The following is a 20,793-nucleotide window of genomic DNA, read 5'->3' as shown; positions in this document are numbered from 1 at the left end:
GGCGCGTTTCTAGGTGCGGGCGCGGGCCAGGTCGAGCGCCTCGACGAAGCGGGCGTACGTCGCCAGCTCCCCCTCCACCGGCTCCAGCACCAGCTTCCCCCCGACCTCCCCGATGGCCGTACGCAGAGCCTTGGCCGTACGACGGGCCCGGCGCCTGCCGCCCGCCCACGCCGCCAGCCGCGACAACAACGCGATCAGCACGCCCGCCAGCGCCCCGCCCACCAGCAGCACCGTCGGCCACGGCACCACGCCGACGGTGGGCAGCGGCGGCTCGGGCAGGCGCAGGTAGTCCAGCCCGAACAGCACCCCGAGCCACAACGCGCCCGCCAGCATGGCCGCGAACACCACCCACTGCAACGCGTTCACCGCCCGCCACCACAGGGGGCGCCTCGTGCCGACGGCGGACGTCGTGGCCACCGCGCGGTCCACCGCGTCCGCCAGCTCCTGGGCGCGCGACCTGGCCGCCTGCCGCACCGCCGCCGCCCACGGCCCGGGCAGCCCCGCGGCGGCCGCCTCGCCGACGTCCCTGATCGCCGTCTCGACCTGCGCCCGCTGGACGGCGGACGCGGCGGGCACGGAGGTACGCCCGACGATCCCCCCGCCCGGCCGCTCCACGATCTGGCTGCCCGGCCGCTCCACGACCTCCCTGCCCGACCGCTCCACGATCTCCCTGCCCTGCCCACTGGCGACTGCCCCACCCGGCCGACCGGCGGGCGTCGCACCTGACCGCTCTACGGGCACCCGGCCCGACCGCTTGCTTGACGCCAGGCCCGGCCGTTCGACGGACGCCGGTCCCGACCGCTTGCCGGGTGCCATGCCGCCGATGCGCAGCCGCCGCAGCGGGTCGGGGCGGAACCGCCTGACCCACCGCGTGACCGGCCAGCCCGTGGCGACGACGGCCCGGTGCCGGTGCCCCTTGGCCACGGCCTCCACGACCAGCGGCACCCCTGCCGCCGCACACAACGCACCCGTCAGCGCCCGCCCCGTCCCGGCCGACACCGTCCCAGCCGACACCGTCCCAGCCGATGCTCTCCCGTCCGGCGCCGTGACGGGAGCGTCGCCCTCCCCGGGCGAGCCCCCCGACGTGGCGAGCCGGTCGGCGGCGGCCGTGATGTCGGCGGCCAGCCGAGCCGACCACGACTTGCGCTCCGAGACCCGCTCCCCCAGCAACGCCCGAAGCTCCCCCACCCCCCGCCCCGTACGCGCAGACACCGCCAGCACCGGAATGCCGTCCAGCCCGTCATCGTCCAGCAGCCGCCGCAGGTCGTCCAGGCAGCGCGAGACCGTGGGCGCGGGCAGCCGGTCCACCTGGTTGAGCACGACCACCATCACGTCCCGATGCCCGGCGAGCGGCCGCAGGTAGCGCTCGTGCAGGGCGGCGTCGGCGTACTTCTGCGGATCCACCACCCACACCAGCAGATCGACCTGCTCCACCAGCCGGTCCACCTCCAGCCGGTGTGAGAGCCGGATGGAGTCGTGGTCGGGCAGGTCGAGCAGGACCAGCCCGGACAGGCCAGGGTCGGGGGCGGCGGAGTGGCGGCGCGGGATGTCCAGCCAGTCGAGGAGCGGGCCTGCGCCCTCGCCGTCCCACAGGGCGGCCTGGGCGGTGGAGGTGGTGGGCCTGGTGACGCCGACGTCGGCCAGGTCCTGGCCGGCCAGCTCGTTGTAGAGGGAGGACTTGCCGCTGCCGGTGGCGCCGGCCAGGGCGGCCACGGTGTGGTCGAGGGACAGTTCGCGGCGTACGCCGGCCCGTTCGGCGACCGTGCGCGCGCCGGACACGTCGTGCTGGGGCAGCCGGCCCTCGCCCAGGGTGGCCGCCTCCAGCAGGGCGGCCAGGCGGGTGTCGAGGGCGGGCCCCTCCTTGCGGCGCAGCAGCTTCACGGCCCCTCCTCCGCATCACGCGACGTGGGCGGCTCGTCCACGGACAGCACAGGCAGCTCCACGGTCACCGCCGCCGACGCGGGCAACTCCGCGCGATGGTCCTGGATGCGCCGGGCAGCCGCCCGCAACGCCTCCCCCGTCCCCCGATCCGGCTCCACCGCCTCCAGCCGCTCGGTGAACCGCCCCGCCTCCTCCTCCAGCAACCCCCGCACCCGTTCCCGCAGATCCTCCCGCGCCCGCACGGTCAGCGTCCGCACCGCCTGGTCCCCGAACACGGCCTCCAGCAGCTTCTGTGACAGCACGCTGGTCCCGCCCGCGATCCCCACCTCGATCCCGGTCAGCCCGCCGGTGGACGCGAACACGGCCAGCATGAGCAGCAGCCCCGCCCCGTTCACCCCGAAGGAGGCCACCCTGGCGGCGGTGCGCCGCTCTGCTCCTTCCTCGCGGACGAGGTCGAGCACGTACTCCTGCCACCCCCGCACCGCCGACTCGGCTCGTTTGCCGAGGTCGGCGGAGGCACGGCCGAGGCGGGCGGACTCGACGGGGCCGAGCCGTTCGAGCAGGCCGGGGCCGCCGGGCGCGGCGGACCAGCCTTCCAGGGCGCGTTCCGCGGCTCCGTCGGCGGCTCCTCTGATGAGGGCTTCGACGCCGCTTTCCAGGGCGTCCCTGAGCTGGACCTCCGGCACGCGTCCGGTGAAGAAGCCGACGATGCGGTCGCGCAGCCATCCGACGCGGCTCTCCAGGGAGCGCATGAGGTCGCCGGTGCCGATGAAGTCCTGCCAGCGGGCCAGCACCTCGCCGCGCAGCAGCGAGCCGTCCCGCATGCCTTCGTCGAAGTCGGCCATGCCTCCCGCGTACGCGCCCGTGACGATGGAGCGCAGGCCGTCGAAGGCGCTCTGCTGGCGTTCGACGGCGGCGGCCAGCGACGGCACCCGGGTGGCCAGGCTGTCGAGGGCCCCTGACAGGGTCTGGCGCACGACCCGTGACCGTTCGGCGGCGTCGGCGGCGAGTCCGGTGAGCCAGGCGGAGATGTCGGCGACGTGGGCGGCGGGCAGGCGGGCCTTCTCGTCGGGCAGGGCGGCCTCGGGGACGGTGAACAGGCGGGTGCCTTCGAGGCCGTTCTCGGTGAGGAGGCGGGCCAGGTCGCGGGAGACGGGCTCGACGGCCTCCGGCGGCACCCGGTCGAGGACCACGGCCAGGGCGGTGCTGCGTTCGCGGGCGGAGCGCAGGAAGCTCCAGGGCACCTCGTCGGCGTACCGGGCGGCGGTGGTGACGAACAGCCACAGGTCCGCGGCGGCGAGGAGCTGGGCGGCCAGCTCGCGGTTGGCGGTCACGACGGAGTCGATGTCGGGGGCGTCGAGCAGGGCCAGCCCGGCGCCGAGGGCGGGCGAGGTGACCACGCGCAGCGCTCCGGGGCCCTGGCCGGTGGCGCGGGACAAACCGGGCAGCACGTTCTGGCCCATGAACCAGGTGCTGTCGGCCTGGCTGACGACGAGGGTGGGCACCAGCGTGGTGGGCCGCAGCACGCCGGGCTCGGCCACGTCGGCGCCGACGAGGGAGTTGACCAGCGTGGACTTGCCCGCGCCTGTCGAGCCGCCGACGACGGCCAGGAGCGGGGCGTCCAGGGCACGCAGGCGGGGCAGCAGGTAGTCGTCGAGCTGGCCGGTCAGCTCGCGCAGCGCGCGCCGGTCGGCGTCGGCCTCGCCGATCGCCAGCGGGAACAGCTCCCCGTCCAGCGGCCGACGTAGCGACTCCAGCGCGCCCAGCAGGTCCATGGGAACCACGCTATCCCCGATCGCGGCAGGTAATCGGGACTGACCCGCGTTCCCGCCGGTGATCAGCCGGAGGCCGGCGGTTCGCGCAGGACGTAGCCGACGCTGCGCAGGGTGTGGATGAGCCGCGGTTCGACGTCGTCCACCTTGCGCCGCAGGTACGACACGTACGACTCGACCACGCCCGCGTCCCCGCCGAAGTCGTAGTTCCACACGTGGTCGAGGATCTGCGCCTTGGACAGCACCCGCCCGGCGTTGACCATGAAGTAGTGCAGCAGCTTGAACTCGGTGGGTGACAGCCGCACCTGCCGGCCGCCGCGCGTGACCTCGCGGGCCTCCTCGTCCAGCTCCAGGTCCGCCACCTTCAGCTTGTTGGCGGGCGCGGCCTCGCCGCGGGTGCGCCGCAGCACCGCCCGGATGCGGGCCTGCACCTCTTCCAGGCTGAACGGCTTGGTGACGTAGTCGTCCCCGACCCGCAGCCCGGCGATCTTGTCCTCGGTGGCGTCGCGGGCGGTGAGGAACAGGACGGGCGCCTCGATGCGCCTGGCCACCTCGAACCCGTCGAGGTCGGGCAACATCACGTCGAGCACCACCAGGTCGGGCGCGGCCCGGACGGCCACCTCCACGGCCTCCTCACCGTCGGCGGCCGTCAGCACCTCGAACCCGGAGAAGCGCAGGCTGGCGGCGAGCAGATCTCTGATGCTGGGTTCGTCGTCCACCACCATGATCAGCGCCTCGGATTTCGTCACGTACTCAGAGTGACTCAGCAGCCTGAGGGTTAGCTGAAGGGTCACTCCAAGGCGAGTGGGAGTTCGACGCGGAAGGTGGAGCCCTTCTCGGGGGCGCTGTCCACGGTGACGGCGCCGCCGTGGGCCCTTACGAGCGCCTGCACGATGGCCAGGCCGAGCCCGCTGCCGCGGTCCTCGGCTGAGCGGCGGCGGGACCGGGCGGAGTCGGCGCGGTAGAAGCGCTCGAAGACGTGCTCGACCTGCTCGGGGGTGAGGCCGGGGCCGTTGTCGACGACCTCGATGAACAGCTTGTCGGTGGCCGCCCCTGCCCGGACGATGATCGGGGAGCCTGGCTCGGTGTGCACGAGGGCGTTGGTGACGAGGTTGCTGATGACCTGGCGCAGGCGTACCTCGTCGCCGGAGACGATCAGGGCGGCGCCGCCGACGACGTCCAGCTTGATCACGCGGTCGGGGGCGATGATGCGGGCGTCCTGCACGGCGTCGGCGGCCAGCGCGAGCATGTCCACCGGCTGCATCTTCAGCGGCCGCTGCTGGTCCACCCTGGCCAGCAGGAGCAGGTCGTCCACGAGCACGCTCATCCGGCCTGCCGCCTTCTCCACGCGCTGCATCAGCTCGGCGGGGTCGGCGCCGGGGTTCTGCCTGGCGTACTCGGCGAAGCCGCGGATGGAGGTGAGCGGGGTGCGCAGCTCGTGGGAGGCGTCGCCGACGAACTGCCGCATGCGGTCCTCGGAGCGGCGGGCCGCCAGCTCGGAGGCGGACCTGGCGGCGAACGCGGCCTCGATCTGGGCGAGCATGCCGTTGAGCGACCTGGCCAGGCCGCCCACCTCGGTGCGCGGGTCGCCGTCGGGCACCCGGCGCCCCAGCTCGCCGCCGGCGATGGCCTCGGCGGTGCGCTCGATCTCGCGCAGCGGCCGCATGCTGTGCCGGACGATCGTGACCCCGGCCACGGCCAGGATGAGCAGGATGCCGCCGCCGCCCAGCAGCTCGATGAGCACGAGGCGGGTGGTGATGGCGTCGACCTCCTCCAGGCTGACCGCGACCACGAGCGTGCGCCGCTGGGCGACGACGCTGCCGAGCACCCGCCACTCGCCGTCGCCGCTGATGGCGGGCGCCGTGTAGGGGTCGGGGCCGGGCGAGCGCGGCAGCACGGGCTTGGGCTTCTGGTCCACGTCGCGGTCGGTCAGCATCGGTACGTACGCGCCACCGGGCTCCTTGACCAGGGCGATCGCGTCGGACTCGATGAGGATGGGGTGCTCGGCGGTCTCCCTGTCCTTCCTCCAGTCGCTCCTGACCTTCTTGTCCATCCGCGCGCTGAGCAGCACGAGCTGGCTGTCCACGCGGTCGAGCAGATATCCGTGCAGCACGGAGACGCTCACCAGGCCGATGAAGAACATGCCGAAGCCCAGCAGCGCCAGCATCGACGCGATGAGCTTGATCCTCAGCGGCAGGCCGCGCATCAGGGGCTCGGTGGCAGGCGCAGGACGTACCCGACACCGCGCAGGGTGTGGATGAGTCGCGGGCTCCGGTTGTCGATCTTCCGGCGGAGCACGGACACGTACGACTCGACGATGCCCACCTCGCCCCGGAAGTCGTAGTCCCACACGTGGTCGAGGATCTGCGGCTTGGACAGGACGCGGCCCGCGTTCGTCATGAAGTAGCGCAGGAGCTTGAACTCGGTCGGCGACAGCGCCACGGCGTTGCCGCCGCGCCACACCTCGTGGCTCTCCTCGTCCAGCTCGATGTCGGCGAACGTGAGCCGCGGCGGCGCGGCCTGCGACTCCCCGGCGGTGCGGCGCAGCACGGCGTGGATCCTGGCGACGACCTCTTCCAGGCTGAAGGGCTTGGTGACGTAGTCGTCGCCGCCGAGCGTGAGCCCGCGGATCTTGTCCTCGGTCTCGTCGCGGGCGGTCAGGAACACCACCGGCGTGTGCAGCCCGCCGCCGCGCAACCGCCTGACGATCTCGAAGCCGTCCAGGTCGGGCAGCATGACGTCGAGCACGACGAGGTCAGGGCGGTGTCGTTGCACGGCGGCCACGGCGTCGAGACCGCTCTTCGCCGTGGTCACGTCGAAACCCGCGAACCTCAGGCTCGCGGCGAGGAGTTCGAGGATGTTCGGGTCGTCCTCGACTATCAGCAGGCGTGATTCCATCACCTCCAAGGATGCCCTCATCGGACGAGTGCTGGGACAATTCCGGCAATATGCCGGGCAATAGCCAGACTTGAGGTGGCCGCCGGAGAAGGGGCATTCCTCACCAGAACTACCTTTCCCCGGACATCCACCACGAAGTCATCCACGAGCCCTCCGTCCCTGGCGACGGCTTGCGCGCGCACGCCGCCAGGAGCCCGCTCCAGGTCGGCGGCGGTGAGCTCCGGCACGTACCGGCGGGCGTCCATCAGGAACGCGCTCTTGGCCAGAGATCCATAGACTTCCTTAACTCCGGTACGCCAGTGCGTCCTGGCCATCCGCAGCGTTCCCGGCCAACCAAGAATTTGCCGAACATTACGGAAATTCGACCATCGGTACCCCTCGTACGCCGTGGCCAGCACCGCGTTCGGACCCACCAGCACCCCGCCCCCGATCCGCCGGGTCAGGTGCACCCCCAGGAACGGGTAACGCGGGTCGGGCACGGGATAGATCAGCCCCCGCACCAGGTCGCGGGCGGCGCCCTTGAGCGCGTAGTACTCGCCCCTGAACGGCACGATCCGCACGTCGCCCCCGGCGCCCGCCATCCGGGCCACCGCGTCGGTGCCGAGCCCGGCGCACACCACCAGGCGGTCAAAGGCGAACCTGCGTCTGCCCGCCACCACCTCGACACTGCCCGCCCGCTCCCGCATCGCCCTGACCGGGTAACCGAGGCGTACGGACCCGCCCAGCTCGGCCACGTCCAGCGCGAGCCTGCGCGCCACGGCCGGGAAGTCGCAGATCGCCGTGTGCGGCGAGTGGACGGCGGCCACGCCGACCGCGTGCGGCTCGATCTCGCGCAGCGCGAGCGCGTCCAGCTCGGCGACGCCGGGCACGCCGTTCGCGCGCGCCCGCTCCGCCAGCGCGGCCAGCCGCGGCCGCTCGGCCCGGTTCGAGGCCACGACCAGCTTGCCGACCTCCTCGTACGGCAGCGCGTGCGCCGCGCAGTACTCCTTGAGCAGCGCCACGCCCTCCCGGCAGAGCCTGGCCTTCAGCGAGCCCGGCGGATAGTAGATCCCCGCGTGCACGACGCCGCTGTTGTGCCCGGTCTGGTGGGCGCCGACGCGCCCCTCCTTCTCCAGCACGGTCACCTCGGCCCCTCTGGCGGTGGCCAGCTCGCGTGCCACCGCCAGCCCGACGATGCCCGCACCGACGACTCCGATCTTCTCCGTCACAAGGATGATTTTCCGTGCTACCGGCCATCCCCGCCATATCCGGGCGAATCGAACATGCGTACGATGTCCATATGTACGTCCCACCAGAATGGCCCGCGGAGGTCCGGCCCCCCAGCGTGCCCGACTGGGAGACCTCGGCAGTGGCCTGGCTGCTCGACGCGGTGCCGCCGGACTACCGGGCGTACGAGGTGCTCAGACGGCATCCGGTGGCGCTGGCCGCGATGGCCCGCCACCACGTCGGATCGGCCGTCGAGGCGGCCCGCGCCGGCTACCGGGCGGCAGCGGTCGACCTCAAGGGCCACCTGCCGCCGCACGCCATCGAGGCGGTGCTCGACACCTACCGGCAGGAGGGGCCGCGGCTGGTGCGGCTGTCACGCTCCGTCGAGGTGGTCGAGCGCGCGCTGAGGGGCGACATGTTCACCGCCACCATGCGCCGGCCCTGAGGGGCGACACGTTCGCCGCCACCATGCGCCGGCCCTGAGCCGGGCTCAGCGGGTGCGGCGGGCCAGGAACGTGATCACGCCGATCGCGCCCACCGCCGCGGCGAGCCAGATGAGCACGTCACTGACCGACAGGCCCGTGCCGTCACCGGCGGCGTCGTCGGCCCGCGCCGTGCCGCTCGACGCCGGCTTCGGCTCCTCCTCCGCCTTGACCGGGCTCGGGGCGGGCGTGCCCGCCGCCGGCAGCGGCACCCGGTAGACGGGGCTGCGCGGCCCCTCGCTGCCGACCAGCAGCGACTTCCCGTCGGCGGTGTACGCGATCGACTCGGCCTGCTCCAGCTCCGGCATCGTCACCCGGCCGATCGTCTCGCCGGAGGAGCGGTAGAGGGTGGCGGAGAAGTAGGTGCGGATCACGTACGACGAGCCGTCGGGCGCGTAGGCGGCGTCCGTGGCCATGAGCGGCGCGCTCGCCACCTTGCGCAGCACGTTCACCCGGTCGGAGCGCAGCGTCTTCGGCGCCGCGTACACCGAGCCGGAGAACTCCTTGGAGACCACGTACAGCCGCCCGGTGCGCGGGTGCACCATGAGGCCCTCGGCGTTGCGCGCGCCGTCGGCGTACCTGAACCGGTAGCGGACGGCGGGCAGCGTGGCGTCGGCGACCGTCTGCGGCTCCATCACCTTGTAGACCGACACGTTCGGCCAGGCGCCGTCGAGATTGTCGCCGATGTCGGCGAACCAGAGCACCCCGCGCCCCGTTCGTGGGTCCTTGGTGGCCGCCATCGCCTCCCAGTCGCGCGCCTGCGCGCCCCGCACCTGGTACGTGGCCCGCGTGCGCCCCTGCCCGTCCACCGCATAGAACGCCGGAGCCGCCGCGCTGTCGTTGTGCGTGTAGTAGAGGCCTTCGTGCGTCGGCGACAGGGCCAGCCCGCTCGACTCCGTGATCCGCTGGTCCCTGAAGGTGAACAGCTTCTCCGTGCCGTCGCCCTCCGGCGCCGCCGCCGCGAAGGCCGGCGCGGCCGGCAGCAGGCACACGGCCGCCACGACGAGCATCCTGCTCACGAAGTCCCCCACGCCAGCCATCATGCCCCACCCGCGCCCGTCCGCCGCGCCTACCGCGCCTGGGCGGGCGACCTCGTGGCGCCCACCTTCGCGCTGTGGCGGTGGAAACCGGTGCCCTGCAGCACCACCAGGAGCCCGTTGGCCACCGCCATGGCCGTCCACAGCCCGTCGAGCCCCCAGGTCCTGGCGACGGGCACGGCGGCCACGACCAGCAGGCCGTACCCGATCACGAAGTACAGCAGGCTGGACGCGGAGCGCTTGAGCGCGGTCAGGCCGGTGCCCTGCACCGCCTGGGCGGCGTCGAGGGCCGAGGCCAGCAGCATCATCGGCAGCAGCCCGAGCGCCCGCTGGCGCACCGCGCCGTCGTCGCTGAACAGCAGCAGCGCGTGCTCGCCGAACCCGAGCAGCAGCCCCGCCACCACGAGCGTCCCCGTGACGGCGAGCAGCGCCGCGCGCCACTGGGCCCGCCGCGCGGCGGCCGGGCCGGGCGCGCGGGCCACCTCGGGCACCGCGGCCTGCGCCACGGACAGGGAGGCCAGCATGATCAGGCCGGTGAGCGTGGTCAGCACCGCGTGGGTGGCGGTGTCGCGGGTGCTCGTGGCGCTCGCGGCGAAGGTCACCACGCCCAGCACGCCGAACTTGATGAGCACGGTCCCGGCGAGCGGGATGCTGACCCTGGCCAGCCGGACGATCTCGCGCGGCCTGGGACGTCCCTGCCCGATGGGCCGCCCGAGCGCCCGCCGCAGGCTGATCGCGGCCACGGCCGCCGCCGCCAGCCCGGACAGCAGCCAGGCGACGCCCACGCCGGTCAGCCCGAGCCGCGGCACCAGCAGGGCGGTGAGCCCGCCCACCCCCGTCCCGAAGACCAGGGTCGGCCAGAGCACGTCGCGGCTGCGGCCCAGCGCGACCAGGATGGTGCTCGCCCCGCCGGTGGAGGCGAAGACCAGCAGGTACGCCGCCAGGAACCAGGGCAGCGCCCCCATCTCCCGCACCACCTCGCCCGGCACCCCGGCGGCCCCGGCGAGCAGCGGCACGCAGAGCACCGCGAGCGCGCCGAGCACGCCCGTGGCCAGGCTGAGCCAGCGCGCGTCCCGCACGATCGGCACGGCCGCGGCGGGCTCCTCCCTGAACGGGGCCACGAACGGCCCGAGCCCGCGTAACGCGCCCTGCACGGCGGCGGCCGCGGTGGTGAGCACCGAGCTGACCACGGCGAACGCGGCCAGCGTGACCGTGTCGTGCCGGCCCAGCACCGAAGTGACGATCAGCGACCCCACGATGCCCGCGACCATGGCCAGGAAGATCGGCACGGCGGCACGCAGCAGTGCGATCATGGGAGGATGCGATCCGGCCGGCCGTCCGAGATCATGAAGTGAGTCTATGGCCTGGAGTGCACTCCAGGTCCTTAGGGTTGTCCGCATGGACTATGTCAACCTCGGACGCAGCGGTCTCCTGGTGAGCCCGCTCAGCCTCGGCACCATGAACTTCGGTCCGCGCACCACGGAGGAGGACTCCTTCGCGATCATGGACCGGGCTCACGAGCTGGGCCTGAACTTCTTCGACTCGGCGAACGTCTACGGCGGTCAGAAGGGCGAGGGCATCACCGAGCAGATCATCGGCCGGTGGTTCGCCCAGGGCGGCGGTCGCCGTGAGAAGACGGTCCTGGCCACCAAGGTCTACGGCGACATGGGCGAGTGGCCCAACGAGCGTGGGCTGTCGGCGCTGAACATCCGCCGCGCCTGCGACGCCTCGCTCAAGCGCCTGCAGACCGACTACATCGACATCTACCAGGCCCACCACGTGCACAGGACGACTCCGTTCGAGGAGTTCTGGGAGGCCATGCAGGTCCTGCGGCAGCAGGGCAAGATCCTGTACGTCGGCTCGTCCAACTTCGCGGGCTGGCACCTGGCCAAGGCTCAGGAGACCGCGGCCCGCCGCAACTTCCTCGGCCTGATCAGCGAGCAGACCCACTACAACCTGCTCACCCGCGCGCCCGAGCTGGAGGTGCTGCCCGCCGCCGAGGACTACGGACTCGGCGTCATCCCGTGGAGCCCGCTCGCCGGCGGCCTGCTCGGCGGTGTCCTGCGCAAGCTCGACAAGGGCCGCTCGGGCGCCGAGCACATGCTCAAGCAGCTCGAAAGGCACCGCGACAAGATCGAGCAGTACGAGAAGTTCTGCGACGAGCTGGGCGAGGAGCCCGCCGACGTGGCGCTGGCCTGGCTGCTCAAGCAGCGGGCGGTCGCGGCGCCGATCATCGGGCCGCGCACGATGCAGCAGCTCGAAGGCAGCCTGCGGGCCCTGGAGATCGACCTGGACGAGGCCGCCCTGGGCCGCCTCGACGAGATCTTCCCCGGGCACCGCACCGCTCCGGAGGACTACGCCTGGTAGGCGCCTGAAAGCGGACGGGTCGTCGCCGTGGCACCACAACGCCCGGCGGCGGCCCCGGCCTTCTCTAGGACAGCAGGGCGCCGATGATCACGATCAGCAGGAGCAGGCCGAGCACGATGGGCAGCAGCCACGGACGAGGACGATCCACGACCTGGAGCCTAGCTCTGCTCTGCGGGTGCCAGCGCCCATTCGGCGAGTGACTCGTACCTCACCGGTGGCCCCAGGTGGCTGCGTACGAGCCGGACGTGCTCCGCCCGCCACGGCGACCCGCTGAAGCCCTCCAGCGACTCCACCAGCGGCCTCAGGTCCGTCTCCGCCTTGGCCCTGGCGAGCGTCAGGTGCGGGTGGGAGCGCTTCTCGTCGGTCTGCGCCGCCCCGGCCCGCCGGGCGCCCGCCTTGACGGAGTCGGCGAGCCTCGTCATGGGGTCGCCGCTGACGCCCGCCCAGAAGACCCTGGCCCGCCGTACGGAGGAGAAGGCGCCGAAGCCGTCGAAGGCCAGGTTGAGCACGTCGTGGCGGCGCACGGCGCGGGCCAGGCGCGTCTCCAGGTCGGGCAGCACCCGATCGGGCACCTCACCGAAGAAGCCGAGCGTGATGTGCCAGGTCTCCCGGCCGGGCCAGCGCAGCCCCGGCACCTGCCCGACGTGCGGCGCGATGGCGTGCGCGATCTCGTCCAGCACGTCGTCGGGCGGCACCAGCGCCGCGAAGAGCCTCATACCTCCCGATTGTGCCCCCGCGGGTGCTCGCCCCTCGAACGGCACCCCGTACAGCAGAAGAGCGGGCACCCGCGAGTGCCCGCCCAGGAGGCCGCCGACGACGACGGCCGATGACTCATGCCACAGCGAGTGCCGGCTTGGCCACGCGGGAGCTGATCAGCCGCGTCATCAGCACGGCCAGCCCCGTCCCGACCAGGACCAGCACGCCGGACAGGATGACGCCCGTCCGCGGCCCGCCCAGCTCGGACAGCCATCCGATCAGCGGCGCCCCCAGCGGCGCCCCGCCGGTGAAGACCAGCATGTAGATGCCCATGACCCGGCCGCGCATGTCGGGCGAGGTGGCGATCTGGACGCTGGCGTTGGCGACGGTGTTGATGGTGATCAGGGCGATCCCGGTGGGGATCAGCAGCAGCAGGTACGCGGGGTAGAACGGCGCGACCCCGGTGGCGATCTGGAACAGCCCGAATCCGATCGCCCCGGCGAAGAGCGTCCTGCGCGACAGCCGCGCCCTGCGCGCCGCGAGCAGCGCCCCGCCGAGTGCCCCCACGGCGAACATGCTGGACGCCAGCCCGAACGACGACGCCCCCGCCCCGAACGTCTCGCGCGCCATGAGCGCGATCGACATCGAGAACGACTGCGAGAACATCGACACGAAGGCGATCAGCAGCACCGGCATGAGCAGCTCCTCGCGCCGCAGCACGTACCGGAGCCCCTCGCGGAGCTGGCCCTTGGCCCGTGGGACGGGCGGGGAGACGTTCAGCTCGGCCTTGCGCATGAAGATCAGGCTGGAGATGACGCCGCCGAAGGTCAGCGCGTTGATCAGGAAGATCGGCCCCGTGCCGCCCAGCACGTAGATCAGCACGCCGGCGAGCGCCGGGCCGACCACGCGGGCCAGGTTGAAGATGGAGCTGTTGAGCGCGATCGCGTTGGGCAGGTCCGCGCGGCCGACCATCTCGACCACGAACGCCTGCCGCGTCGGCACCTCCACACAGGAGATCATGCCGAGCAGGAACGCCATCACGTACACGTGCCACACCTGGGCGGTGCCCGTCATCGTGAGGATGCCGATGGTCAGCGCCAGCCCGGCCATCAGCGACTGGGCCGCGATGAGGATGGGCCGCTTGGGGTAGCGGTCGGCGAGCACGCCGCCGAACATGCCGAACAGCAACATCGGCAGGAACTGCAGCGCGGTCGCCGTGCCGAGGGCCGCCGCGCTGCCGTGAGCGTTGCCGGGGCCTGCGGTCAGGTCGAGCACCAGCCAGTCCTGGGCGGTGCGCTGCAGCCAGGTGCCGACGTTGGAGACGGTGCCGCCCGCCGCGAACATGCGGTAGTTACGAACCCTGAGTGACCGGAACATCCCGGTCCTGGGTTCTTCGGGCTCTATATCTTGCTGAGCTTCTCCAGGATCGGCGCCGCCTGCCTGAGGATCGACCTCTCCTCCGGCGACAGCTCCTTCAGTCGCTGTGTCAGCCACGCCTCCTTGCGGCGGCGCTCCTCCTTCAGCAGCTTCTCTGCGTCCTCGGTCACCGAGACGGTCACCTGGCGCCGGTCGGTCGGATGCGGGGTGCGGGCGACCAGGCCGCGTTCCTCTAGAGCGGCGATCACGCGGGTCATCGAGGGTGGTTGCACCTTCTCGAGCTCGGCCAATTCGCCGGGGGTTATCCCGGAATGCCGTTCCACCGCGGCGAGCGTCGCGAACTGGGTGGGCGTCAGCGAGTGCGCCGCCGCCTGTCGTCGTAGGCGTCGGTTCAGCCTTGCCAGGGACACGCGCAGGGCTGAAGCCAGGCCTGCGTCGCTGCGCAGGTCCATCTTGGGCTGGGTTTTGGTTAGCATGAGTCATTACCTTTGCTAACTATACGGCAAGGCAAGATATTTCCGGACACAAGTGTCGTTCCACCCCTTGATACCCCGAAGCCGTCCCGCGCGTGCGGAACGGCCTCGAAGGTGTGACGGTCAGGTACGGGATCAGAGCCCCAGCATCGCCCGGATCGGCCCGATGGCGAAGTAGAGCACGAACAGCAGGGCCACGCCCCACAGCAGCGGATGCACCGAACGCGCCTTCCCCCGCACCACCTTGATCAGCACGTAGCTGATGAACCCGGCGCCGATGCCGTTCGAGATCGAGTACGTGAACGGCATGATCACGATGGTGAGGAAGGCCGGGATCGCGATGTCGAAGTCGTCCCAGTCCACGTCCCGGATGGCGGTCATCATCAGGAAGCCGACCAGGACCAGCGCCGGCGCGGCCGCCTCGTAGGGCACGATGGTGACCAGCGGCGCGAAGAAGATGGCCACCAGGAACAGCAGCCCCGTGACCACGCTGGCGAGGCCAGTGCGAGCGCCCTCGCCGACACCCGCGGCCGACTCGATGTAGGTGGTGTTCGAGGAGACGGAGCCGGCGCCGCCGGCGGCCGCCCCGAGCGAGTCGACGAGCAGGATCTCCCTGGTACGCGGCAGCGTCCCGCCCTCCTGCACCAGGTTCGCCTGGCGGCCGACGCCCACGATGGTGCCCATGGTGTCGAAGAAGTCGGTGATCAGCAGGGTGAACACCAGCAGGGCGGCCAGCAGCACGTCCACCCGGACGAACCCGCCGAACGGGTCGAACTCGGCGAAAAGCACGAGCGGGTTGTGGAAGCCGAAGATCTGGTCGGGCATGGCGGGCAGGTTGAGCTGCCAGCCGTCCGGGTTGTCGGCCGAGAAGGAGCCCGCCTTGACGATCGCCTCGACGACGATGGCCAGCACCGTGGTGCCGACGATCCCGATGAGGATGGCGCCCTTAAGCTTGCGCGCCACCATCGCGGCCGTGGCCAGCAGCCCGATGATGAACACGAGCATCGGCCAGGACGTCAGCGCGCCGCCGATGCCCAGCTCCAGCGGCGTGCCCGCGGCCTTGCGCACGAAGCCGGAGTCCACGAACCCGATCAGCGCGATGAACAACCCGATGCCCACGCTGATCGCGGTCTTGAGCTGGGCGGGGATGGCGTGGAAGATCGCCGTTCTGAGCCCCGTCAGCACCAGCACGGCGATGATGATCCCTTCCAGGAAGACCAGGCCCATGGCCTCCTCCCAGGTCATGATCGTGGCGATCTGGAAGGTGACGAAGGCGTTCAGGCCGAGGCCCGCCGCCATCGCGAACGGCACCCTGCCGATGACCCCCATGAGGATCGTCAGCACGCCGGCCACGAACGCCGTGCCCGCCGCGACGAGCGCCACGGGAGCGGTCGCGCTGTCGGCGATGTACTCGCCGGTCACGTCCTTGCCGTTGGCCAGGATCAACGGATTGAGCACGACGATGTACGCCATGGTGAAGAAAGTGGCGATGCCGCCGCGTACTTCACGGGAGATGGTGGATCCTCGTGCGGAGATTGCGAAGAAACGGTCTATCGCATTACGTGTGTCACTCACGACGCGAAGAGTGACAGTAGTGATGAGCTGCGAAAAGAGCCAGTGATGAGATCGAGACCCGATTGGAAGCTAGGCTGGACAACGTGAAGCAGCAGTGGCACCCTGACCCGGAGCCGATCAAGACCAACGACACCGCCGCCATCGCCGTCGGCACGGCCGCGTGGGCGGTCGCCCTCGTCGCCCTGCTGATCTTCCGGCCCGCCCCCGAGAACACCTGGTGGATCTGGACCTGTGTGACCGGGGTGGGCTTCGGCTTCTTCGGCATGTGGTTCGTCCGGAGGCCCAGGCGCGGCTGAGCCCGCGCCCGGCAGGTGACATTCGTCATCTCCTGCCGTTCCCCGAAGTCATCTCCAAGTGGTGTTTTCGCCCACTACATCGGCATATGCCCGTCGGCTCATGCTGGGTTGCATGAAGAAGTCCATCGCCACCTTCCTCCTGGGCGCCATGGTGCTCAGCGCCTGCGGCACTTCCGACCCCGCCGCGAAGACCCCGCCCGCTGAGAACAGCACCGGCACGGTGGCGTGGAGCACCTGCACCGACCTCGTCGGCCCCGACGGCAAGCAGCTCACCCCCGGCCCCGGTGTCGAATGCGGCAAGCTTCAGGTCCCCCTCGACCACGCCGAGCCCGGCGGCGAGAAGATCGACCTCGCGCTCATCCGGGTCAAGGCCACCGGCGAGCGCCTCGGCTCCCTGGTGTTCAACTTCGGCGGCCCCGGCGCCTCCGGCGTCGACTCGATGGCCGTGGCCGCCTCAGCGTTCGCCAAGCTCGGCACCCGCTACGACCTCGTCAGCTTCGACCCGCGCGGCGTGGACCGCAGCGCCGGCGTCACCTGCGGCGACGAGTTCGCCAAGAGCCTCGCCGCCGACGCGGACGCCGACCAGGACGCGATGACCAAGGAGTTCGCCCAGGCGTGCCAGCGGGAGTCCGGCAAGGTGCTGCCGCACGTCGGCACCGTCAACGCCGCCAAGGACCTCGACCTGCTCCGCGCCGCCCTCGGCGACCAGCGGCTCAACTACTTCGGCCTGTCCTACGGCACCCACCTCGGCGCCGTCTACGCCACCCACTTCCCCAAGAACGTCGGCCGCTTCGTCCTGGACAGCGCCTTCGACCCCGCGGTGACGTACGAGGAACGCGCCGTCATCCAGGCCACCGGCTTCGACCAGGCGCTGGAGGCGTTCGCCGAGGACTGCGTGGCGAAGAGCTGCGAGCTGGGCGGCGACCCCGCCACCGTCGTCAAGACGGTCGAGGACTTCGTCGAGGGGCTCAAGACCAAGCCCATCAAGGTGGGCGACCGCGAGCTCACGTTCTGGCTGGGCCAGCTCGCCGTCATCACCCCGCTGTACGCCAAGCAGAGCTGGCCCGTGCTGGAGCAGGCGACCGCCGCCGCGCGCAAGGGCAACGCCACCATCCTGCTCGCCCTGGCCGACTCCTACACAGGACGCCGGCCCGACGGCACCTACAACACCATGATGACCAGCCTCGCGGCCATCAACTGCGCCGACTACGCCGAACGGCCCACCGCCGCGCAGATGAAGCAGGTCAACGAGCGGATCAAGGACATCTTCCCCGTCCTGTCCTTCGACGGGATCAGCAGCGGGACGTGCGAGCACTGGCCGGTGCGCGGGGACGACGCGGCCAGGCGCATCGACGCCACCGGCTCCGCGCCGATCCTGGTCGTCGGCGGCAAGGGCGACCCCGCCACGCCGTTCCAGTGGGCCACCAGCCTGACGGAGAAGCTCCGCACCGGTGTCCTGGTCACCTATGAGGGCGAGGGGCACGGCGCTTACCTGACCGGCGACGGGTGCGTCATGAAGACCGTGGACGCGTACGTGATCGAGGGCAAGGTGCCGGCCGCGGGCACCACCTGCGCCGCCTGACCACCGGCGCGGAACCGGGGAGGGCCCTGACGAAGGGCGCCTCCCCGGTACGCGCGAGTCAGGACAGGTCGGCCTCGGCCAGCAGCAGCGGCACCGCCTCCGGGTCGCGCAGCAGGGCCGCCACCGCGAGCCGGTCGTTCCACTGCCCGGTCGCCCAGGCCAGCCCCCTGGCCAGCCCGTCGATCCCGGTGCAGTGCACGGCGCCCTCGAAGAAACGCCAGGCGCACTCGACCCCGTCGACCAGCAGCTTCTCGTGCTCGACGTACGTGCCGGGCGCGGCGGGCAGCAGCGACCGCACCTCGGCCGGCACCTGCCGTGTCACCCCCTCCGAGGTGACCTCACCCGAGGTGAGCTCACCGGCGAGCGGCAGGTCGAGCAGCTCGGACAGCGACTCGGCCAGGTCGTAGGAGGCCAGCACCAGCGGCCGGTCCGTGACGAGCTGCAGCAGGTCGGGCGCCTCCACCACGACGGCGTCCTCGGCCGAGGCCACCACGATCTCCCCGCCGAGCACCGCCCGCACCCTGGACGGCGGCGCGACCCGCGACGGGTCCACCGCGGCCAGCGCGATCCACAACGCCCGGAGCTGGGCCCGGTCGACCTCGATCGACTCGTCGGCCATCAGGTCGAGCAGCTCCTCCGGGCCGCCGTGCGAGGCCAGCAGCTCCGCCAGGGTCGTGCGGACGCCGAGCATCGACAGCGCCGCCTCGTCGAGCCCGGCGGGCGCGTCGGCGTACAGGCCCTGCAGCAGCGGGTCGGCGCCGGGCAGCCGCAGCTCCAGCGGCCTGCGCCCGCCCAGCACGGGGTGGTGGGCCAGCCACCACGCCGTGTAGGACGGCACCTCCACGCCCTCGACGCGCAGCGGGTGCAGCGCCGCCCGCAGCGGCGGCGTGGTCAGCAGCCGCAGCGCGGCCGGCCAGTCGGCCACCAGCTCCAGGTCGCGCACCGCGAGGAACTCGGGCACCAGCGGCGGCACGTCCAGCTCCGGCAGCAGGTCGAGCACGTGGTCGAGCCAGTCGGCCTCGCGGTCGAGGTCGTGGTCGCACTCGTCGGGGTCGAGCAGCACGTCGGGCTCGTGCACCACGGCGAACCCGTCGAGCACCCCCGCCGCGGCCAGCACGCGCGGCCCGTAGGTCTCCTCCAGCTCGGACGCGGCCACCCCGAGGTGCGTGTCGGACTCCAGGACCGCCGCGAGCGCCCCGTCGGCCAGCATGAGCTCGCCGGCCGCGTACAGCTCGCCGTCGGTGCCCCGCAGCGCCAGCTCGGCCAGCCACGGCGCCTCGCCGGGCCCCAGCCCGGACGCCTCCACCAGCGACAACACGGCCCGCGACACCGGCTCTGGGTCGGGGCTGTCGAGCGACTGCGCGACGGCGGCCTTGGTCAGCGGGTCTTCCAGCACCGTGCGGGGCGTGGCCTCGGCGGCGCCCAGCCGCAGCAGCGCCGGGTGCGCCGCCTCCGGGTGCACGATGCGCAGCCCGAGCGGCGTCAGGTCGAGGTCGGCGCCGCCGTCGGTGAGGATGAGCGTGCCGCGCGGCCCGCGCACCAGCCGGCCGTCGGCCAGCGGCACCGGCAGCGCGCCCAGCGACTCGGGGTCGTCGGCGGGCAGCACCTCGTACAGGGCGCGCCACCACGACGGCTCGCGCGCCTCCAGGGCCTCGCCCGACAGCAGATCGACGACGTCGGACAGCTCCACCCTGCGCACCCCGAGCGCCGTCATGGCGGGATGGCGGGCGGGCCAGCCGGCGGGCAGCAGCCCCGGCACGAAGTCGGCGACGGTGGTGAGCAGCTCGGCCGAGGCGGAGGCCACGACGGCCGCCTCGCGGCCCGTCACCACCCAGCCGTCGCCGCCCGGCTCCGGCGCCGGGTGCTCGACCCGCCACCGCGCGTCGGGCTCGTAGACCTTCTCGTCGGCGAACGACGGCGCCTGCACGGCCGGGGCGGGCGCCGACAGCGCGGGCAGCAGCGGCGTGCCGGGCAGCCGCTCCAGGACGGCCCTGCGCACGCGCGCGTCGAGCTCTCCCTTGCCCATGAGGGAGGGCACCAGGTCGAGCAGCTTGGACGTGCGGGGCAGCTCGCGCAGCAGCCGCACGTAGGCGTCGGCGACCCGCTCGACCAGGAAGTCGGCCAGCGGCCCCTTGGCCACGTGCCGCCGGTCGGTGGCCATCGGGAACGAGGCGATCAGCAGCGCGGGCAGGTCGATCGGCTCGTCGCTGGGCGTCGGCGCGTGCACCACGGGCGGCACGGCGGCGGGCAGCGGGCCCGGCTCGCCCGTGCCGGTGACCGGCACCGCCCAGCGCAGCGACCAGTAGGGCCTGGCACGCTCCTCGGTGGGCCGGTCGGCGAAGAGCCTGCCGACCTCCTCGGGTGTGAACTCGCCGGACTCCGAGACGACGTGCCAGCCGTCGGCGACGACCGTGCGCACGGAGCCGTCGAGATCGACCTCGATGCTCTCCAGCGCCGGCAGGCCGAGCAGCAGCGCGGGGCTGGTCTCCGCCAGCATCCGGCGCACGGCCTCGACGCTCGCCTGGTCGCGCAGCGGCAGCCGGACGACCGTGTCGAAGCCCTCGGGGATGTCGATCATCGGCGGCTCGTCGAACGGCAGCCGCAGCAGCGGCACGTGCCCGCCGCGCTCGGCCAGCTCGCCCGCCAGCGCGGGAACCTCGGCGACGAGGGCCGCGGTCTCGGTGCGGGACCAGCGCACCGCGGGCGCCCCGCGCGAGCCGATGGAGGGCGCGTCGCAGACGGACACCACCGCCGCGAAGCCCACCCCGAACCGGCCCGCCGCGCCCGCCTCGTCACGCTTGCCCGAGGCGCGCAGCGTGGACAGGCTCTCCACGCCGGTGGCGTCGAGCGCCGCGCCGGTGTTGGCGGCGGTCAGCACGTCGCCGCGCAGCGTCAGCCGCAGCACCCCCGGCACGCCCGCCCGCAGCGCCGCGTCGGCGGCGTTCTGCGCCAGCTCGACGATCAGCCGATCGCGGTAGCCGCCGAGCGCGAAGTCCTCCTCCGCGTTGGCGTCCTCGCGGAACCGGGCGGGCGAGGCCGTCCAAGCGGAGAGGACGGCTGCGCGCATCCGGTCAGTGCCGTAGGTGTCGCTCATCGATCACGATCCTGGTGTGAGGGTAGGGGGCCACCGTAGGTTAGCGGCCCTCACCGA

General features: G+C 72.4%; 17 protein-coding genes. 4 read left to right on the top strand and 13 right to left on the bottom strand.

Translation table 11 applies throughout. The features are described 5' to 3' along the window. Window positions 1–9: 9 nt before the first annotated feature. From FXF51_RS62960 to lhgO, 6 genes are all read right to left on the bottom strand, one after another. Complete coding sequence (locus tag FXF51_RS62960; protein WP_262380047.1) at window positions 10–1,881, bottom strand: YfjP family GTPase; 1,872 nt, start codon at window positions 1,879–1,881, stop codon at window positions 10–12. After that, window positions 1,878–3,656 (bottom strand): GTPase domain-containing protein, encoded by a 1,779-nt coding sequence (locus tag FXF51_RS61145; protein ID WP_262380046.1) that lies wholly within the window; start codon window positions 3,654–3,656, stop codon window positions 1,878–1,880. The genes FXF51_RS62960 and FXF51_RS61145 overlap by 4 nt, the downstream gene beginning before the upstream one ends. Before the next feature lie 62 nt (window positions 3,657–3,718). Further along, window positions 3,719–4,378 (bottom strand): response regulator transcription factor, encoded by a 660-nt coding sequence (locus FXF51_RS35445; protein WP_187414757.1) that lies wholly within the window; start codon window positions 4,376–4,378, stop codon window positions 3,719–3,721. Between the two features lie 65 nt (window positions 4,379–4,443). Then, window positions 4,444–5,859, bottom strand: a complete 1,416-nt coding sequence (locus FXF51_RS35440; protein ID WP_148439080.1) for a sensor histidine kinase — start codon at window positions 5,857–5,859, stop codon at window positions 4,444–4,446. After that, window positions 5,859–6,551 (bottom strand): response regulator transcription factor, encoded by a 693-nt coding sequence (locus FXF51_RS35435; protein ID WP_148439079.1) that lies wholly within the window; start codon window positions 6,549–6,551, stop codon window positions 5,859–5,861. The genes FXF51_RS35440 and FXF51_RS35435 overlap by 1 nt, the downstream gene beginning before the upstream one ends. 17 nt (window positions 6,552–6,568) lie before the next feature. Continuing rightward, the gene (gene lhgO, locus FXF51_RS35430; RefSeq protein WP_148439200.1) at window positions 6,569–7,765 is read right to left on the bottom strand and encodes an L-2-hydroxyglutarate oxidase; all 1,197 of its coding nucleotides are present in this window, start codon (window positions 7,763–7,765) and stop codon (window positions 6,569–6,571) included. A gap of 65 nt (window positions 7,766–7,830) precedes the next feature. On the opposite strand from lhgO, the gene FXF51_RS35425 reads away from it, so the two are divergent. Beyond that, the gene (locus tag FXF51_RS35425; protein WP_148439078.1) at window positions 7,831–8,202 is read left to right on the top strand and encodes a hypothetical protein; all 372 of its coding nucleotides are present in this window, start codon (window positions 7,831–7,833) and stop codon (window positions 8,200–8,202) included. 45 nt (window positions 8,203–8,247) lie between these two features. Here the strand turns inward: FXF51_RS35425 and FXF51_RS35420 are convergent, their stop codons facing one another. Together FXF51_RS35420 and FXF51_RS35415 are read right to left on the bottom strand one after the other, a co-directional pair. Continuing rightward, on the bottom strand, window positions 8,248–9,279 hold the full coding sequence (locus FXF51_RS35420) for a hypothetical protein (protein ID WP_411268413.1): 1,032 nt from the start codon (window positions 9,277–9,279) through the stop codon (window positions 8,248–8,250). Between the two features lie 29 nt (window positions 9,280–9,308). Next, entirely contained in the window at window positions 9,309–10,589 is a 1,281-nt protein-coding gene (locus FXF51_RS35415) for an MATE family efflux transporter (RefSeq protein WP_148439076.1), read from the bottom strand. A gap of 85 nt (window positions 10,590–10,674) precedes the next feature. Here FXF51_RS35415 and FXF51_RS35410 point away from each other — a divergent pair, with 85 nt between their 5' ends. Continuing rightward, complete coding sequence (locus FXF51_RS35410; protein WP_148439075.1) at window positions 10,675–11,643, top strand: aldo/keto reductase; 969 nt, start codon at window positions 10,675–10,677, stop codon at window positions 11,641–11,643. Between the two features lie 158 nt (window positions 11,644–11,801). Here FXF51_RS35410 and thpR read toward each other — a convergent pair whose 3' ends face one another. The 4 genes from thpR to FXF51_RS35390 form a co-directional block, all read right to left on the bottom strand. Further along, entirely contained in the window at window positions 11,802–12,359 is a 558-nt protein-coding gene (thpR, locus tag FXF51_RS35405; protein WP_148439074.1) for an RNA 2',3'-cyclic phosphodiesterase, read from the bottom strand. 115 nt (window positions 12,360–12,474) lie between these two features. Continuing rightward, a complete protein-coding gene (locus FXF51_RS35400; RefSeq protein WP_148439073.1) occupies window positions 12,475–13,716 on the bottom strand; it encodes an MFS transporter in 1,242 nt (413 codons plus the stop codon). 23 nt (window positions 13,717–13,739) lie between these two features. Next, complete coding sequence (locus FXF51_RS35395; protein ID WP_148439072.1) at window positions 13,740–14,192, bottom strand: MarR family winged helix-turn-helix transcriptional regulator; 453 nt, start codon at window positions 14,190–14,192, stop codon at window positions 13,740–13,742. Between the two features lie 132 nt (window positions 14,193–14,324). Further along, window positions 14,325–15,704: an NCS2 family permease gene (locus tag FXF51_RS35390; protein ID WP_411268412.1), complete on the bottom strand. Its 1,380-nt coding sequence runs from the start codon at window positions 15,702–15,704 to the stop codon at window positions 14,325–14,327. Window positions 15,705–15,847: 143 nt separating this feature from the next. On the opposite strand from FXF51_RS35390, the gene FXF51_RS35385 reads away from it, so the two are divergent. Then, a complete protein-coding gene (locus FXF51_RS35385) occupies window positions 15,848–16,060 on the top strand; it encodes a DUF2530 domain-containing protein (RefSeq protein WP_262380045.1) in 213 nt (70 codons plus the stop codon). 112 nt (window positions 16,061–16,172) lie between these two features. Beyond that, entirely contained in the window at window positions 16,173–17,642 is a 1,470-nt protein-coding gene (locus FXF51_RS35380) for an alpha/beta hydrolase (RefSeq protein ID WP_148439070.1), read from the top strand. 58 nt (window positions 17,643–17,700) lie between these two features. Here FXF51_RS35380 and FXF51_RS35375 read toward each other — a convergent pair whose 3' ends face one another. Further along, window positions 17,701–20,736, bottom strand: a complete 3,036-nt coding sequence (locus tag FXF51_RS35375) for a sacsin N-terminal ATP-binding-like domain-containing protein (RefSeq protein ID WP_148439069.1) — start codon at window positions 20,734–20,736, stop codon at window positions 17,701–17,703. Window positions 20,737–20,793: the final 57 nt, after the last annotated feature.

Origin of the sequence: Nonomuraea sp. PA05 (genome assembly GCF_008086045.1) — a bacterium.
Classification (GTDB): Bacteria; Actinomycetota; Actinomycetes; order Streptosporangiales; family Streptosporangiaceae; genus Nonomuraea; species Nonomuraea monospora.
This window is presented reverse-complemented; position numbering and strand designations above follow the sequence as displayed.

What these genes read in the sequence shown, in the direction of transcription:
- FXF51_RS35420 (WP_411268413.1), bottom strand. Translation starts at nt 9,279, where the DNA reads ATGGCTGGCGTGGGGGACTTCGTGAGCAGGATGCTCGTCGTGGCGGCC.
- FXF51_RS35440 (WP_148439080.1), bottom strand. Translation starts at nt 5,859, where the DNA reads ATGCGCGGCCTGCCGCTGAGGATCAAGCTCATCGCGTCGATGCTGGCG.
- FXF51_RS35445 (WP_187414757.1), bottom strand. Translation starts at nt 4,378, where the DNA reads ATGGTGGTGGACGACGAACCCAGCATCAGAGATCTGCTCGCCGCCAGC.
- FXF51_RS35425 (WP_148439078.1), top strand. Translation starts at nt 7,831, where the DNA reads ATGTACGTCCCACCAGAATGGCCCGCGGAGGTCCGGCCCCCCAGCGTG.
- FXF51_RS35435 (WP_148439079.1), bottom strand. Translation starts at nt 6,551, where the DNA reads ATGGAATCACGCCTGCTGATAGTCGAGGACGACCCGAACATCCTCGAA.
- thpR (WP_148439074.1), bottom strand. Translation starts at nt 12,359, where the DNA reads ATGAGGCTCTTCGCGGCGCTGGTGCCGCCCGACGACGTGCTGGACGAG.
- FXF51_RS35415 (WP_148439076.1), bottom strand. Translation starts at nt 10,589, where the DNA reads ATGATCGCACTGCTGCGTGCCGCCGTGCCGATCTTCCTGGCCATGGTC.
- FXF51_RS35395 (WP_148439072.1), bottom strand. Translation starts at nt 14,192, where the DNA reads ATGCTAACCAAAACCCAGCCCAAGATGGACCTGCGCAGCGACGCAGGC.
- FXF51_RS35400 (WP_148439073.1), bottom strand. Translation starts at nt 13,716, where the DNA reads ATGTTCCGGTCACTCAGGGTTCGTAACTACCGCATGTTCGCGGCGGGC.
- FXF51_RS61145 (WP_262380046.1), bottom strand. Translation starts at nt 3,656, where the DNA reads ATGGACCTGCTGGGCGCGCTGGAGTCGCTACGTCGGCCGCTGGACGGG.
- FXF51_RS35375 (WP_148439069.1), bottom strand. Translation starts at nt 20,736, where the DNA reads ATGAGCGACACCTACGGCACTGACCGGATGCGCGCAGCCGTCCTCTCC.
- FXF51_RS35410 (WP_148439075.1), top strand. Translation starts at nt 10,675, where the DNA reads ATGGACTATGTCAACCTCGGACGCAGCGGTCTCCTGGTGAGCCCGCTC.
- FXF51_RS35380 (WP_148439070.1), top strand. Translation starts at nt 16,173, where the DNA reads ATGAAGAAGTCCATCGCCACCTTCCTCCTGGGCGCCATGGTGCTCAGC.